At 60.8% G+C, this 14,527-nt stretch carries 11 protein-coding genes; 3 read left to right on the top strand and 8 right to left on the bottom strand.

The annotated features are described in order from the left end of the window. Positions 1-14 precede the first annotated feature (14 nt). From KDL09_RS23560 to KDL09_RS23550, 3 genes are read right to left on the bottom strand one after another with little or no spacing between them, the layout of a single operon-like run. A complete protein-coding gene (locus KDL09_RS23560) occupies positions 15-971 on the bottom strand; it encodes a peptidyl-alpha-hydroxyglycine alpha-amidating lyase family protein (protein ID WP_294390831.1) in 957 nt (318 codons plus the stop codon). A gap of 29 nt (positions 972-1,000) precedes the next feature. Then, entirely contained in the window at positions 1,001-1,933 is a 933-nt protein-coding gene (locus KDL09_RS23555) for an alpha/beta hydrolase-fold protein (RefSeq protein ID WP_294390828.1), read from the bottom strand. A gap of 12 nt (positions 1,934-1,945) precedes the next feature. Next, on the bottom strand, positions 1,946-3,937 hold the full coding sequence (locus tag KDL09_RS23550) for an arylsulfatase (protein WP_294390823.1): 1,992 nt from the start codon (positions 3,935-3,937) through the stop codon (positions 1,946-1,948). Between the two features lie 33 nt (positions 3,938-3,970). Between KDL09_RS23550 and KDL09_RS23545 the strand changes: the two genes are divergently transcribed. Continuing rightward, positions 3,971-5,032: a right-handed parallel beta-helix repeat-containing protein gene (locus tag KDL09_RS23545; RefSeq protein WP_294390820.1), complete on the top strand. Its 1,062-nt coding sequence runs from the start codon at positions 3,971-3,973 to the stop codon at positions 5,030-5,032. Between the two features lie 3 nt (positions 5,033-5,035). Here KDL09_RS23545 and KDL09_RS23540 read toward each other — a convergent pair whose 3' ends face one another. Next, entirely contained in the window at positions 5,036-6,673 is a 1,638-nt protein-coding gene (locus tag KDL09_RS23540) for a sulfatase-like hydrolase/transferase (RefSeq protein WP_294390816.1), read from the bottom strand. A 235-nt stretch (positions 6,674-6,908) separates the two neighbouring features. Between KDL09_RS23540 and KDL09_RS23535 the strand changes: the two genes are divergently transcribed. Continuing rightward, positions 6,909-8,390 (top strand): SulP family inorganic anion transporter, encoded by a 1,482-nt coding sequence (locus KDL09_RS23535; RefSeq protein WP_294390814.1) that lies wholly within the window; start codon positions 6,909-6,911, stop codon positions 8,388-8,390. A 20-nt stretch (positions 8,391-8,410) separates the two neighbouring features. On the opposite strand, the gene KDL09_RS23530 is transcribed toward KDL09_RS23535, so the two are convergent. The 3 genes from KDL09_RS23530 to KDL09_RS23520 are packed head-to-tail and all read right to left on the bottom strand — an operon-like array spanning position 8,411 to position 12,781. Then, a complete protein-coding gene (locus KDL09_RS23530) occupies positions 8,411-9,808 on the bottom strand; it encodes a sulfatase (RefSeq protein ID WP_294390811.1) in 1,398 nt (465 codons plus the stop codon). Positions 9,809-9,847: 39 nt separating this feature from the next. Next, positions 9,848-11,356: a sulfatase gene (locus KDL09_RS23525; protein WP_294390809.1), complete on the bottom strand. Its 1,509-nt coding sequence runs from the start codon at positions 11,354-11,356 to the stop codon at positions 9,848-9,850. Positions 11,357-11,374: 18 nt separating this feature from the next. Beyond that, positions 11,375-12,781 carry a sulfatase gene (locus KDL09_RS23520; protein WP_294390807.1) on the bottom strand — a complete coding sequence of 469 codons (1,407 nt, stop codon included), beginning with the start codon at positions 12,779-12,781 and terminating at the stop codon, positions 11,375-11,377. Positions 12,782-12,864: 83 nt separating this feature from the next. Here KDL09_RS23520 and KDL09_RS23515 point away from each other — a divergent pair, with 83 nt between their 5' ends. Beyond that, a complete protein-coding gene (locus tag KDL09_RS23515; protein ID WP_294390804.1) occupies positions 12,865-13,263 on the top strand; it encodes a hypothetical protein in 399 nt (132 codons plus the stop codon). 10 nt (positions 13,264-13,273) lie between these two features. On the opposite strand, the gene KDL09_RS23510 is transcribed toward KDL09_RS23515, so the two are convergent. Further along, positions 13,274-14,527, bottom strand: a 1,254-nt coding sequence (locus KDL09_RS23510) for a sulfatase (RefSeq protein ID WP_294390802.1), incomplete at its 5' end; no start/stop codon positions are given.

Genomic DNA, 14,527 nt, shown 5'->3' with positions numbered 1-14,527 from the left:
GTCGATATGGCAGCTCATTTACGCCGCACAAACTTCTGCACCCGCGCTCCCGTGCCTTCGGCGACGTACACCGCGCCGTCCGGTCCCACCGCGATGTCGTGGCCAAGCTGAAATTGGCCGGGCGCTTTGCCAAACGAGCCGAAGGCGTCGATCACGGTGCCCTTCATGTCGAGTTCGATCGCTTTGCCACGCAATTCCGGCTTCAACGAAGGTGATCCACCATCGATCACGAACAGATGGCCGTTCGGGCCGGTTTCAATACCGTAAGGCTTGCCGATTTGCGCGCCTTTCCACACATCAAGAAAGCCGCCCTTTGCATCGAAGACCTGCAGCCGCTCGTTCTCGCGGTCGCATACGATCACGCGTCCTTGCGCATCGATGGCGATGCCGTGCGGCAGGTTGAACTCGCCATTTCCCTTTCCCTTCGCACCCCATTCGAACTCAAACTTCCCCTCGGCGCTGAATTTGACCACGCGCGTGTTCTTATAGCCGTCGCTCACGTAAAACGAGCCGTCGCGCAATACGGCGACATCGGTGGGCAGGTTGAAATGGGCGTCGTCGTTGCCCGGTTTCGCACGCTCGCCGAGCGTGATCAAGACTTTGCCCTCCGGAGTGCATTTGAAGACCTGATGAAGGCCCACATCCGTCAGCCAGAGATTGCCCTCGTGATCCACCGTGAGCCCGTGCGGCATGATGAAACGGTTTTCGCCCCACGTGCTGAGCACCTTGCCGCTCGCGCCATCGATCACGGTCACGGTCGGCTGGGCAATCGGCTCCTTCGGAAACGGATTCGACCATTTCCGGCCGCTGCGATGAAACACAAACACGCGGTTCTGCGCATCCACGCCAACGCCCGCGCAAAGACCGAGCACATGCCCTTCCGGCAGCTGCGGCCAGTCGGGAACGACCTCGTGCAGCGACTGGGCACGTGCCACCACAGTCAGCAACAGAAGCAGGACGGCGTGACGCATGGGTTAAAGAAACAAAGAGAGAACAAGCCTCATGGCTTGAGATAATGCAGCGGAACTTGGTTGAGCTTCAGCGACTCGATCTGGAAATCGAACCACGTGTCTTTGCGACCGTCGATCATCTTCTTCTGGTTGTGATCGAGGCCTTCGACTTCGAAGTAGCTGTGCTGCACGCCGAGCTTCGTCAGCGCTTCGTGATACTCGCGCACCGTCGTGAGGTGATCGGGGTCGGCCGTTCCGCAGGCGACCTGGATGCGGAGGTTCGCTTTGATGTAATCGAGGTTCTTCTCAAGATTCAGAAACGCGTCGTTGTCGCGCAGGCGCTGCGGATCGTCGCCGAGGTAGGCGTTGGGCAGGTTCTTCGAATCGGAGACGTGGTAGACGTTGCCGCTTTGGTTGAAGAGCGAGCCGAAGAGCTGCGGATGCTTCATCGCGAGGTTTGTCGAGCCGCGTCCGCCCATGCTGAAACCCTCGATGCAGCGCGCCTTGCGATCCGCGATGGTACGATACGTCGCGTCAATGTGCGGGATGAGTTCCTTGATCATCATCGTCTCCGCCATGAAGCGCCCGTCGCCCGAGTCCTGATACATCGTCGAACGTCCGCCATTCGGGAGCACCATCACGATCTCCGGCAGCTTCCCCGCCAAGATGCCCTCGTGCAGCACGCTGGCCGAATACACGCTCCGCGTTTCATTCCCGCCCGCACCATGCAGATGATAAATGACCGGATACCGCCGCTCCGTGTCCGTCGCATAACCCGGCGGCAGGTAGATGCAGTAACCGACCTCACGCTTCATCGAGTCGCTGCGGAACGTGTGATGCGTGACACCCGTCGGCAGTGTGGGAACCGGCGATGTGACCCACATATCAACGGTGTTGGTCTTGTTGGATTTTTTCTTGGCTTGCTGAGCAAGTAGCGAGCTGCAAAACAATGCGCACAACGAAAACAGAGCGATGAATCTCATGGCAGAATTTGATTACGGCCACTTGGCCAGCTCCTTGCCGTCCGCTGCTTTCAGAACAAGTCCTCCAATGCGGGCCTCGCCCTCACCGCCGCACGGATCCAGTCGCAGCGCATGCATGGTCTTGAGTTCGTCGATGCGGATCGCGTGTTGGTGCCATTCGCCGTCGTGTTTGACATCGAAGCCGAGGTGTTTGCCTTGGGGGAGGGTTGTTTCGGTGTCGGTGGTCCAGTAGAGTTCGCCAGAGCCGGAGGACTTGCTTTGGAGTTTGAATTCGAGGGTGTAGGGACCGGGTTGTTCGATGACGAGTTTGTCGAACGCGAGGCCGGGATCGTCGCCGGTGCAGGTCAGGACGAGTTGATCGCCTTCGACGGTGAGCTTCGTGCCTTTGCGGGCACGGGGTAGTTCAGCGGCGGCGGATTTGGCCTTGCCTTTGCCCTTCTTGCGTTTGGCTTCACTGCCCATGAGCGGTTTGTCGTAGTCGGTCCATTCACGATTTGTCTGCGGTGTGGCCTCGGTGGCGACGGGGGCGAGTTCCTTGCCCTTCGTCATGAGGACGTGCTCGCTCATGTCATGCCATTGCCTGACCATGCGCTCGACAATGTCGGGATGTTGAGCGGCGACGTCGCGCAGTTCCGTGCGGTCGGTGGAGATGTGATAGAGCTCCCATGGCTGGCTCTTGTAGCTGACGATCTTCCAGTCACCATCGCGCAGGCCGCGGTCGCTGGAGAAGAGCAGATGAATCGGCGGGCGCGCCTTGATCTCACCACCGGCGATGAGCGGCGCAAGCGAGATGCCGACGAGCGGTGTGAGCTCGCGGTCGGGAAAGGTCGCGGGCACCTTCGCACCGGCGAGTTCGGCGAAGGTGGGCAGCACATCGACGAGATGCGCGGGCTGGTCGATGACACTGCCGGGCTTTTGCTTCAATCCGGCGGGCCAGTGCAGGATGGCAGGCGAGGAGATGCCGCCTTCGAACTGGTTCTGCTTGTAATAGCGGAAGGGCGAGTTGCGCGCCCAAGCCCAGCCGGTGCTGTCGCTCCAGTGCGTGTTCGGATCAAACGGCTGCGCGTCCGGCTGCGGTGCGCCGCGATCATAGGGACACGCACCGTTGTCAGAGACGAAGAGGATAACGGTGTTGTCGAGTTCACCGTGCGTCTCCAGATCGCCGATGAGGCGGCCCATTTCCCGGTCGACGCGATCGATCATGCCGGCATACGCGGCCATGCGCTTCGCTTCCCACGCACGATGCGCGTCATCGAGCTTGTCCCACGCACGAACGTGATCGGGACGCGGCGATTCCTGCAAACTGGTCGGCAGCAGGCCGATCTGCTTCTGTTTTGCCACGCGTGCGACACGGATCGTGTCCCAGCCGACATCGTATCGGCCGAGGTACTTCTTATAATCGGCCTCCAGCGGCTGCAGGGGCGCGTGCGGTGCATTGAAGGCGACGTATTGAAACCACGGCTTCTTCGCGGCGCGTGCTTCACCGATGAACTCGATGGCGCGATCGACGTTCGCGATGGTGGTGTAGAAGCCCTGCTCAGGCACGGTCCACTTTTCGCCGTTCAGACGGAAGGTCTTGTCGCCAAGGTAGTAATTGCAGGCTCCAGAGAGGTGCCCGAAGTAGCGTTGGAAGCCGAAGTCCGTCGGCTCCTTGCTCAGATGCCATTTACCGGTCATCGCCGTGAAGTATCCCGCAGGCGCGAGCACTTCCGGAATGACGACCGCACGCTTCAGGCTCTCATCACCCGCCTGACGGCACCAGCGACCGCTGAGCAGGCTCACACGTGATGAGTGGCACTTCGCCGTGTTGTAGAACTGCGTGAAGCGCACGCCGTTCGCCGCAAGCTTGTCCATGTTCGGCGTGTCGATCTCACTGCCGTAGCAGCCAAGATCGGAGAAGCCCATGTCATCCACCATGACGAGGAGGAAATTCGGGGGTTGCTCGGCAGCGAATGACGAAGCCAGACCGATGAACGACGAGAGGAGGATGAGAAGGCGGCGCATGATGGATGCGGGAACGAGCGTTGGGGGAGATTCATGCAGCCGCTTTTGTCCGTCATCGCCCTGTCGCTTCTGGGAGCCCATGCTCTGGCGGGAGAAATCATCGTTCGTGACGCCGATTCGCTGCGCACTGCGCTTCGAGGTCTCAAATCGGGGGACACGCTGAAGATTGCTCCCGGCGACTATCCTGGAGGGCATCATGTCGCCAATGTCACGAAACTGACCATCGAAGCGCTCGATCCGAAATACCCGCCGCATTTCAAAGGAGGCACGAATGGCTGGCAGTTCTCACGTTGTGCCGATCTCACGCTGCGAAATCTGCGGGTCAGCGGCCAGACCGGAAACGGGCTGAACCTCGATGACGGTGGCGATCTCACAAGTCCCGTCACCGGCATCACACTCGATCACCTGGAGATCAGCGACATCGGCCCCAGTGGCAATCATGACGGCATCAAGTGCTCCGGCCTCGACAAGCTAACCATCCGCGACTGTACCATCACCGGCTGGGGCGGGCAGGGCATCGATTTCGTGGGCTGCCATCACTCGCTCATCACCGGCTGTCGTTTCATCGGCAAGGACGGCTTCACCGCCAGCGCAGGCATCCAACTCAAAGGTGGCACGAGCGATGTGATCGTGGAGAAGTGCCATTTCAAGAATGCCGGTGAGCGCCCGCTCAATCTCGGCGGCTCCACCGGCCTTCCTTTTTTTCGTCCCCAGGGAACGAAGTTTGAAGCCGCGCGGCTGATCGCCCGCGACAACATCATCGAAGGCAGTCTGTGCGCCGCCGCATTCGTCGGCGTCGATGGTGCGCAGTTCAGCGGCAACACGATTTTGTTCCCCACGAAGTGGATCTTCCGCATCCTGCAGGAAACACGCGAGCCGGGCTTTGCTCCGTGTCGAAACGTGGTCGTGCGCGACAACCGCATCGTATTCCATCGTTCGCAGGTGCAGACCGAGGTGAATGTCGGCGGCGGCACCTCTCCTGAGAGCTTCCGCTTCGAGAGGAATCGCTGGTTTGCCGAGGACAAACCGCAATACTCGAAGCCCAGGCTGCCCACGGTGGAGAAGGAGGGCGTTTACGGCACTGATCCGCGATGAAGGTCAGAACTTCGGAGCGTCCGGCACACTGCTCGCGGTGTATTCGGCTTCGTCGAGGAAGCTGTCGGCGTTGCGGTCACGGGCTTTGAACCAGGCCTCGGCTTCGTTGGGTTTGCGGCCCTTGCCAAACTCGGCTTTGCTCAGTTTGCCATCGCGATCGGCGTCGAGCTTCTTGAACATCTCGGCGCGCTTCGGATCGGCCTTCGATTTCGTTGCGGCCTTGCCCTTGCCTTTGGGATCTGCGGCGATCGGCAGCGGCAGGTAGTCGAAGTCGAGGATCATCTTGCGCTGCAGCGTCGTCTTGAGCTCGAACGTGACTTCTTCGAGGCCCTTTTGGCCGTAGAGATTGTGCAGTTCGTTCGGATCAGACTCCAGATCGTAAAGCTCATACACTGGACGCGGGCTGGTGAACCAGAGTTCCTCGAACTCGGTTGCGAGCGCCTTCTCCTCGTGCGCTTTGACGATGTCCTTCCAGCCCGGATCACCCGCGCTGTCCACAGGCGCGTAGCGCTGATGCGGCGTGACGTTGTAGATGAGCTTGTAATGCGCGCTGCGCACGCAGCGGCTGTAGTCCACGGCACTGGCGGCGGTGTTCAGGTCAAAGGTGGCGCTGCCATGCGGTCCGCGTTCGGCGAAGATGTGTTTCCGTTCGTTCGGGAAGGATTCGCCCTTGAGCAACGGCAGGAAACTCACGCCGCTGATGCGCTGCGGCACTTGGAGGCCCGCAGCTTCGAGACAGGTTGGCGCGATGTCCTCGCCGGAGATGAGCGCGCTGGTGTCGCCGCCGGGTTTGACCACGCCGGGCCACCATGCGAGCAGCGGCACGTTCAATCCGGGATCATGCAGCGAACCTTTTCCGGCAGGAAAGGCCATGCCGTTGTCGCCCATGAAAAAGACGAGCGTGTTGTCGAGTCCGGCGCGCTCCTTCACGATGTCGAGCACGCGCTGGAAGTCGCCGTCGCAGTGCTCGATCTCGCCTTCGTAACGCGAGAGATCCTCGCGCACGCCGGGCAGATCGGGAAGGAAGCCCGGCACTTCGAGCTTCGCAGGATCGGGCGGATTCTTGCCGCTGTTCCAGGGATGATGCGGATCGCTGAAGTTCACCCAGAGGAAGAAGGGCTTGTCCTTCGGACGCTGGTCGAAGAATTCGTTCATCTTCGCCGGCACGTTTTCCTGCCCGGTGGCATCGACGAAATCGAAGCGTTCCTTGAACGTCTGCATGTGATGTTCTTCGAACACCGACTCCGTGGCCGCCGGTGCACGTCCGGAACCATCGAGATGATAACTGCGGCCGCACACGCCGACGAAGTAGCCAGCTTCGCTTTTCAAGATCTCCGGGAACGTGATCTCATCGCGCGGCAGTGGCGACGAAAAGCGCGTAATGCGCGCCGCAACCGGCGAGCGTCCCGTCATGATCGTCGCACGCGACGGCACGCACTGCGGCGCACCGGTGAACATGCGACGAAACATCATCCCCTCCGCCGCGAAGCGGTCGAGACTCGGCGTCTTCATCTCCTTGCGTCCGTAGCAGCCGATGAAGGGGTAGCTGTGATCGTCTGAGAGAACGAAGAGGATGTTTGGCTTCGCCGACAATGACGAAATCAAAATGAGGAATGATGAAAGCAGGAGGAAGGGCCGCATGAGGCTGGAAACGCGGGCTGCCAGAGGGTCTTGCCGGGCAATCGTGCGCTGCGAGGCTCGAAAAGGGGTTGCCAGCTGGCTCATCAGGCAGCACGAAGACGGGCGCTGTTTCCTGACAGTTTCCGAGGTTGGTGCGCGGTCCTGACGGACTGGCGCGAAGGCTTGGTTCGAGCGGCATTCTGCCGACCCCGTCGGGATTGTCGTCGCCCCCATCTCTCATCCCCTCATTGCTTTCGTGTTTTCCAAAAACTTCTCCCAGGAATGGTTCTCCAACATTCGCGCTGACCTGCTCGCCGGTCTTGTTGTCGCCCTTGCCCTCATCCCGGAGGCCATCGCATTTTCCATCATCGCAGGTGTGGATCCGAAGGTCGGATTGTATGCTTCCTTCTGCATCGCCGTGGTGACGGCCTTCTTCGGCGGCCGCCCCGCCATGATATCCGCCGCCACTGGCGCGATGGCGTTGCTGATGGTGACCCTGGTCAGGGAACACGGGCTGCAATACCTGCTCGTCGCCACGCTTCTCACGGGCGTGTTTCAAATCATCGCCGGACTGGCACGCATCGGTGATGTGATGCGCTTCGTTTCAAAGTCGGTGATGACCGGCTTTGTCAATGCGCTGGCCATTCTCATCTTCATGGCGCAGCTCCCCGAGTTTAAAGGCGCCGGCCTCACCATGTATGCGATGGTCGCCGGAGCGCTTGCCATCATCTACATCCTGCCGCGCTTCACGAAGGCAGTGCCGTCGCCGTTGGTGGCGATCATTGTGATGACCATCATCGCCATCGTCTTCAAGCTCGACGTGCGCCGCGTGGGTGATCTCGGCGAACTGCCGGACGCGCTGCCCGTCTTCCTCTGGCCGCAGGTGCCATGGACGCTCAAGACGCTGTGGATCGTGCTGCCATACTCCGCCGGTCTCGCCGCCGTCGGTCTGCTGGAGTCGCTGCTCACCGCACAGATCGTCGATGAAATGACGGACACGCCGAGCGACAAGAACCGCGAATGCAGCGGTCAGGGCATCGCCAACATCGTCGCCGGTCTCTTCGGCGGCATGGCTGGTTGTGCGATGATCGGACAATCCGTCATCAACGTGAAGTCCGGCGGCCGCGGCCGTCTCTCCACCTTCGTCGCAGGCGTGTTTCTGCTCATCCTTCTCGTTGTGCTCGGCCCATGGGTGCGACAGATCCCCATGCCCGCGCTCGTGGCCGTGATGATCATGGTGTCCATCGGCACCTTCTCGTGGGTTTCGTTCAGCAACATGCGGCGGCATCCGAAATCATCGAGCGTGGTCATGATCGCCACCGTGCTGGTCGTCGTCCTCACGCACAATCTGGCGCTTGGCGTCGGTGTCGGCGTGCTCCTCAGCGCGTTGTTCTTTGCGCGCAAAGTCGCGCACTTCCTGCGCGTCAGCAGCGAGCTCGATGAATCCGGCTCCCGCCGCACCTACACCGTCGTCGGGCAGCTCTTCTTCGCCTCGGCAGGCGGATTCGTGCGTGCCTTCGACTTCAAAGAAGCCGTCTCGAAAATCCGGCTCGATGTCACACACGCCCACTTCTGGGATCTCACCGCTGTTGCCTCACTCGACAAAGTCGTGCTGAAGTTCCGTCGCGAGGGCAAGGAGGTCGAAGTGCTCGGTCTCAACGAAGCCAGCGCCACGCTCGTCGATCGCCTTGGTGTTCACGACAAACCGGGCGCCATCGAAGACATCCTGACGCACTAACGCGCCATCGATGAGCGCGCTCACTTCTTCTGCTTTTTGCGGCCGCCTTCTTTACCGCCTTTGCCGAGTTGATCGGCCTTCGCGGGATCGTAGTTGGGATTCGGCACAGGCATGAGCGCGTTCACTTCCTTGCGCCAGGCTTGCAGCGCGGTGTGCATGGCCTTGGCTCGCTCCGGCTCCGCCGCGGCGAGGTTCTTTTCCTCGCCCGGATCGGTCTTCAAATCGTAGAGCTCCAGCGCGCTGTTTTCGAAGAACTCGATGAGCTTCCAGTCGCCCTTGCGCATGGCGCTGGCGGGCGTGCTGTGATGATAGTGCGGCAAGTGCCAGTAGAGCGTGTCGCGGGCGAGTGTGGCCGCCGGATCGCGAAACACGGCGGCGAGGCTCACGCCATCGCAAGGCTGGTTCTTCGGCATCGCTGCGGCGCCGAGTTCGACGAAGGTGGGCAGCACGTCCATCGTGATGAGCGGCGTGTCGCACTGGCTGCCGACCGGCACTTTGCCCGGCCAACGGGCGATGGCGGGAATGCGGATGCCACCTTCGTAAAGCGTGCCCTTTTCGCTGCGCAGCGGCTTGTTCGAGGTGACGACGCGTCCGCTCTGCTCGTGCTCGAGTCCGCCGTTGTCGCTGAGGAAGAGAATGAGCGTGCTGTCAGCGATGCCGGCCTTCTCAACGGCCTCAACGACACGACCGACGCTTTGATCGAGCTCTTCGGTGAGGCCGGCGTATTCGGCATTGCTCGGATAACCGGGCATCGGCGATTTGTTTTCATACTTCTTCTTCAACTCCGGCGTCGTGGAGAGCGGGATGTGCACGGCGCCGTGCGAGACCTGCAGCAGGAAGGGCTTGTCCTTGTGTGCATTGATGAACTCGATGGCCTTGTCAGCGAGAAAGTCGGTGGTGCGTCGCACCTCCGCGCTTCCGGTGACTTTCGGCGGCTGGGTGTTGCCGTTGCACTCGAGTGCCGTCTGCCATCCCTGATCCGCAGGGCTGAAACCCGCGCCTCCGAGATGCCATTTGCCGAAATAGCCGGTCGCGTAACCCGCCTTCGCGAGACACTCGGCGAAGGTTTCCACCTCCAGCGGCATCTGCAGCGGCACGACCGGATCGGACAGCTTCGCAAACGGCCGCTTATGTCCCGGGATGTGCTGCGTGATGCCGAAGCGCGCCTGATCCTGACCGCTCTGCAGATTGCAGCGCGTCGGCGAGCACACCGGTCCCGCATAGAACTGCGTGAAGCGCATGCCTTCGCGTGCCAGACGGTCGATATTCGGTGTTTCGTTGAAGGTGTTGCCGTAGCAGCCGAGATCGGAGTACCCAAGGTCATCGGCGAGGATGAGGATGAGGTTCGGCTGCGCCGAAAATGACGAAGGGCGAATGAGGAATACCGAAAGGAGGATGAGCAGCGTGAGGTGTTTCATGGCTTGGGATTTTATTCGTCATTCATCATTCTGGTTTCATCATTTCCCCTCTTTCGCCCACTGCTTCATGAGCGCGATGTTCTTCTCCACTTCGGGATTCTTCTTCTTTGTGTACTCGACCATGTCGCTGTCATACATGGCCTCGGATTCAGGGCCTTTGTCGCCCGATTCGACGATCCATTGATCGAGCTGGGCGCGGCGTGCTTCGAGTTCAGCTTTGAAGTCGGGATTGGCAGCGAGATTCGTGACCTGGAAAGGATCGGCGTGGTAGTCGTAGAGTTCTTCTGGCTGACGCGTGGGGCTGAAGAGCAGGTCTTCGGAGACGGAAGGCAGCTTCCCTTCGACATGCAGCGAACGCAGCGTCTGCACGATGGCTTTGCCGTCTTTGTAAGCGTTGGGTTGCAGATGCGGGCGCTGTGGCAGGAAGTTCCGAATGTAGAGAAAGCGGTCCGTGCGCACGCTGCGGAGATACTCAACGGTCTCATCGCAGCGATCTCGCGCGGCGAAGATGGCATCGCGCGGCTGGCAATCCTTCGCGAGGATGTCGCGTCCCTGCATGGACGGTGGAATGGGAATGCCGGCGGCTGCGAGCGACATCGCCGCCATGTCGATCTGCATGACGAGGTCATCACGCACCGCGCCTTTCGCGATGCCTGGACCACGAACGACGAACGGAATGTGCGTGCCCTCGTCGTATAGGAACTGCTTGCCACGTGCATGGCTGATGCCGTGGTCGGTCATGAAAATGATGAACGTGTTCTCCAGCAGTCCCTCCTTTTCCAATCGCGCGATCACGCGGCCCACGTGCTGGTCCGTCATGCGTGCGGCATCAAGGTAGAGCGCCCAGTCGTCGAGGATCACCGGATCAGGCGGGTAGTAGGGCGGCAGCGTGACCTTCTCCGGATCGGTGGCGCTGCCGAGTTCGGCGATCACGCGCTGCTTGAAGGCCGCACGCGCCTTTTCATCACCTTCGCGCAGTTTTCCGCCGTGAAGCTGCACCTGCATGAAGAACGGTTTGTCGCCATGCTCCGCCCAGTCGTGGCTGTCGTACATCTTCGGGTCCCACTCGAAGTTGTAGTCCGTTTTGCCGAGCCGCGAGCCGCCGCCTGCCTTCTTCTTGCCCTTGCCACCGGCGAACGGCATCCCGCGATGATCGAAACCCGGCAGTCCGCTGCCGATGCAGGTGTAGTAGCCCGCCTTCTGAAACTGCACCGGCGCCGGCGTCACATCTGGCGGCAGTTGGATCTTCAACTCACCGCGTCCGCTGCGATGATGATGCGCGCCGATCGTGGTTTGATACATCCCCGTGATCAATGCCGAGCGACAGGTGGAGCACACCGGCGCGGTGACATAGGCCCGCGTGAACTTCGTCCCCTCTGCCGCCAGTTTGTCCACCGCAGGTGTTTGAATCAACGTCTCGCCGTAGCAGCCAAAGCTCGGCGACATGTCATCGACGACAAACCAAAGAATGTTCGGCTGCGCCGAAAAGGACGAACGCGGAATGGCGAATGCCGAAATCAGCGTGGCGATGAGGAGGAGGTGCTTCATGAAAGGTTGGGGCGGCGATTACTTCTTTGCCTTCTTCTTGCGCTTCGGTTCACCCGATCGCTTCACGAGTGCCTGCAACTGCTGGCGGAAGGATTCGAGTGTCGCGCCATGCGCCGGATTCTTCGCGAGGTTTGTGAGCTGGCCGGGATCGGCATCCATGTCGTAGAGTTCCTCGCTGTCGTCAGTGTAGCGCATGTAGGCCCAGCGGTCGGAGCGCAGTGAGTGCTGCTGGCCGTCATAAGACAAGGCGGCCTCATGAACCTTCGCGGTGGGATCGTGCAAAACAGGCACAAGGCTCGCTCCCTCCACGCTCGCGGGAATCGGCGCGCCCGTCAGCTCGCACAAGGTTGGGAAGACATCCACGAGTTGCACGATGGAGCGGCTGCGGCCCGGTGGAACGCCGGGAGAAGCGATGATGAGCGGCACGTGCGTGACCTGCTCATGCACGTTCGACTTCTGCCAGAAGGTATGATCACCGAGGTGGTAGCCGTGATCGCTGGTGAAGACGATGGCCGTGCTGTCAGCGAATCCGAGCTGATCGAGCTCGTCAAGAATGCGGCCCAGTTGCGTGTCCATGAAGGTCACGGCGGCGTAATAGCCGGACCACATGCGCTGCTGGTTCTCTGGATACTTCGCGAGGCCGTTTTTCTTCGAATTCGAGCCTGAGATGCCGAGAGGCGGGATGTCGTCGAGATCATGCTCCGGAACGAATGGCACTTCGATCTTCGCATGCGGATAGCGATCAAAGAACGGACGCGGGGCGACCATCGGGTAGTGTGGACGCACAAAACCGGCAGCAAGAAGGAAAGGCTTCCCGGCTGCTTTGAACTCGCGCAACAGCTCGATGGACTTCGCCGCCGTTTTAGCATCTGGCTGGTCGGAGCCGTCGCCCTCGTAACTCACGGTGACGAAAGGACGATGCGGATCACCGGTGGACTGGCGGCCCTCCAGTTCGGTGGTGAAGATGTTCAGGTTCAGGCAGGCGTAGTTGCCCGGCGTGTGTGCCTCGTTGCCCTGCGAGTTGAATCGCTGAGTCCAGCATGCCTCCACGTCGTCGCCGTTTGTTCCCGCGATGATGTCCCCCGGCACGCGCATGTGGAAGATCTTTCCGACACGTGCGGTCGTGCGTCCTTGCGCAATGAAGTGCTCGCCGAGCGTGATCTCGCTGCCGCCATGGTAACGCCCGCGCATGAACGACGCCCGCGATGGTCCGCACACCGTCCCCTGGCTGTAAGCGCGCTCAAACACCATCCCGCGTGCCGCGAGGCGATCCACGTTCGGCGTCGAGCACCTCGTGTCACCATAACAACCGAGCACGCTCGCACGCAGGTCGTCCGAGACGATAAAGAGAACGTTTTTGATGACCGGCTCAGCGCAAGCGTGGGCACAGACGAACGCGAACAGCAGGATGGCGCGAAAAAGCATGGGCTGGGAACGCGAAGCGCGCGTGATTCTTCAACGGATTGTCTTTGTTGACGGAATGCTCTCAGGCCGTCAGCATCGCATTCATGAAGACAACGCTCTGCATCGCCTTGGTGATCAATGCAGCGTTCTACGTGGTGCAGCATTTGTGCCGTATCTTCTTCGGCGTCATGTCTCCGCTGGTGCCCTTTGAATCTCCCCATCAAGGACCAAACTGGTTCAGTCCTCACATGCTCGGCCTTGTGGCCATTGGGTTCATCCTGCTGCTCTGGACGGCATGCCTGCCCGCAGGCCGTGGTTTGCTGTGTCGCATCGCACACGTCGTCCTTATCGTGATGGCGGCTTTGAACCTTGTTTATGCAGTGATGACATACGGTTTCCTGACAACCGTTTCGGAGCGTGACTTCGCGGACACTCCGTCGAATCAGGCGCAGCGTGCGAAGCACGCACGTCGTTCCCAACCAGCTGACTTCAAAAACCGATGATCATCCAGGATCACTTCACCTGATCCGGATGCGCCTTGGCCCAGTCGATGTATTCCTGCACGGTGTAGAAGGTGCCGTGCTTGTAGAGGCGGCCGCCTTCTTCAACAAGCTCAGGGGAATTGAAGCTCCAGGAGTCGCCGTTCTTTTTCATCAGCGCGGCGAGCTGGGCGTCGAGTTTCTCGCGCAAGTCCTTCGCCGCAGGATCAGCGGCGAGGTTTTTCATCTGATGCGGGTCGGCCTTGTCATCGAACAGCACCCACGGCTCGTTTTCATAACGCGCATACGTGTAGTCCTCCGTGATGATGCCGCGCCACGGCGTGGTGATGCCATCGGGATGAAAGGGCACAAAGATCTGCAGCAGCACGGCTTCGGGGCCGTCTGTGGTCTGGCCGAGTGCGACGCGGGAGAGATCAGCGCCCTGCATGTCCTTCGGCACGGTTTGTCCGGCAAGCGCGAGCAGCGTGGGGGCCATGTCGATGTGGCTGAAGAGCAAGTCCACGACCTGTCCCTTCGGCACGCGGGCGGGCCAGCGCAGGATGCCCGGCACACGGGCGGATTCGTCGTAAGGCTTGCGTTTCCGGCGCATGCCGTGGTCGCCCAGCATGTCGCCGTGGTCGGAGGTGAACAGGATGATCGTATTCTCGTCCGCGCCGGTTTCCTTCAGCGTGGCGAGCAGGCGGCCCACCTGATCGTCGATCGCCGTGATCGCTGCGTAGTAGGCGGCTATTTCCTCTTTGCCGCCGACTGGCACGAAGCGATTCGCCAAGGGACCGCGTCGAAGTCCGCCTTTCGGTGTCGGCCGTCCTTCGCTGCCCGCCTGCCAGCTCACGTTGGGCGTGAGTTTTTCCGCGTCATACTGCTTCATGTAGTTGTCCGGCGCGCCATACGGATCGTGCGGAGGTCCCATCTGAACGGTGAGGAAGAAGGGCTTGTCTTTCGGCTGCGATTTCAGGAACTCGACGGCGAAGTCACATGAGGCCTCGGGCTCGAACTTGTTCACCACGATGCGCTCCGGCGTGTCGCGGAAGTAATCGGGCTCGAAGTGCTTGTGATGGCATTCGTAGGCCGCCCAGAACTCGAATCCCTGGCGGCGCGGCCCCGGCGGCACGAAGCCCGGATCACGCGGGCCGCCGTCGAGATGCCACTTGCCGATGAAGCCGGTGCGGTAGCCCGCATCGCGTAGCATCTCGGCGATCGTCACGCGCTCCTCGCGCAAACGCAGGTCATTGGCGACCATGCCGTTCACGTGCGGATACGTGCCCGT

Source organism: Prosthecobacter sp., assembly GCF_020439865.1.
Classification (GTDB): domain Bacteria; phylum Verrucomicrobiota; class Verrucomicrobiia; order Verrucomicrobiales; family Verrucomicrobiaceae; genus Prosthecobacter.
The sequence above is the reverse complement of the archived record's forward strand: the minus strand, read 5'-3'. Positions and strand labels throughout refer to the sequence as shown.

What these genes read in the sequence shown, in the direction of transcription:
- KDL09_RS23560 (WP_294390831.1), bottom strand. Translation starts at nt 971, where the DNA reads ATGCGTCACGCCGTCCTGCTTCTGTTGCTGACTGTGGTGGCACGTGCC.
- KDL09_RS23555 (WP_294390828.1), bottom strand. Translation starts at nt 1,933, where the DNA reads ATGAGATTCATCGCTCTGTTTTCGTTGTGCGCATTGTTTTGCAGCTCG.
- KDL09_RS23550 (WP_294390823.1), bottom strand. Translation starts at nt 3,937, where the DNA reads ATGCGCCGCCTTCTCATCCTCCTCTCGTCGTTCATCGGTCTGGCTTCG.
- KDL09_RS23545 (WP_294390820.1), top strand. Translation starts at nt 3,971, where the DNA reads ATGCAGCCGCTTTTGTCCGTCATCGCCCTGTCGCTTCTGGGAGCCCAT.
- KDL09_RS23540 (WP_294390816.1), bottom strand. Translation starts at nt 6,673, where the DNA reads ATGCGGCCCTTCCTCCTGCTTTCATCATTCCTCATTTTGATTTCGTCA.
- KDL09_RS23530 (WP_294390811.1), bottom strand. Translation starts at nt 9,808, where the DNA reads ATGAAACACCTCACGCTGCTCATCCTCCTTTCGGTATTCCTCATTCGC.
- KDL09_RS23525 (WP_294390809.1), bottom strand. Translation starts at nt 11,356, where the DNA reads ATGAAGCACCTCCTCCTCATCGCCACGCTGATTTCGGCATTCGCCATT.
- KDL09_RS23520 (WP_294390807.1), bottom strand. Translation starts at nt 12,781, where the DNA reads ATGCTTTTTCGCGCCATCCTGCTGTTCGCGTTCGTCTGTGCCCACGCT.
- KDL09_RS23515 (WP_294390804.1), top strand. Translation starts at nt 12,865, where the DNA reads ATGAAGACAACGCTCTGCATCGCCTTGGTGATCAATGCAGCGTTCTAC.